Origin of the sequence: Solidesulfovibrio aerotolerans (assembly GCF_009856865.1) — a bacterium.
Lineage (GTDB): Bacteria > Desulfobacterota > Desulfovibrionia > Desulfovibrionales > Desulfovibrionaceae > Solidesulfovibrio > Solidesulfovibrio aerotolerans.
In genome coordinates, this window is record NZ_WVUD01000141.1 from 1 (window position 1) to 424 (window position 424).

A 424-nucleotide genomic window follows, 5' to 3' on the forward strand; every position below is an offset into this window, starting at 1 on the left:
ATGGCATGGAAGCCAAACGGTTTGACCCCCGCTTTGTCGCACAACTTTTTCATGAAGTGCTGCCGGTGCTTGAACGGCTCCCCCTCCCACTGGTTTGTGAACGGGGTGCGGTCAAGGACCGTGAAGACATGCTCGCTCGTCTTGTTTTCCCGATTCTCCCACCAGCCGAGCAACGTCGCCCGAAGCTGTCGGGTCATCGGCACCCAGTCGAAGCGCCACGAGCCGTCGGCTGTCTTTCTGGTGGCGAGCCGAATTTGCTGGTTGGCGAAGTTGACGTCGGCCCAAGTCAGCCGGAAGAGTTCCCCCCGCCGGGCCCCCAGATGCAGAAACGTCGTCAGCATCACCATGTCCTGCCCTTCAGCCTTGGCCAACACCTTGAAGAAATCCACCTCCGACGGGACATACCGGGGATGCCGCATCTCAG

1 protein-coding gene is annotated in these 424 nt (G+C 60.4%); it reads right to left on the reverse strand.

Features of this window, described 5'->3' with window-relative positions; all coding sequences use genetic code 11:
• Positions 1–424: tyrosine-type recombinase/integrase (locus GTA51_RS20455; protein WP_160964318.1), on the reverse strand; the 424-nt coding region annotated here is incomplete at both ends.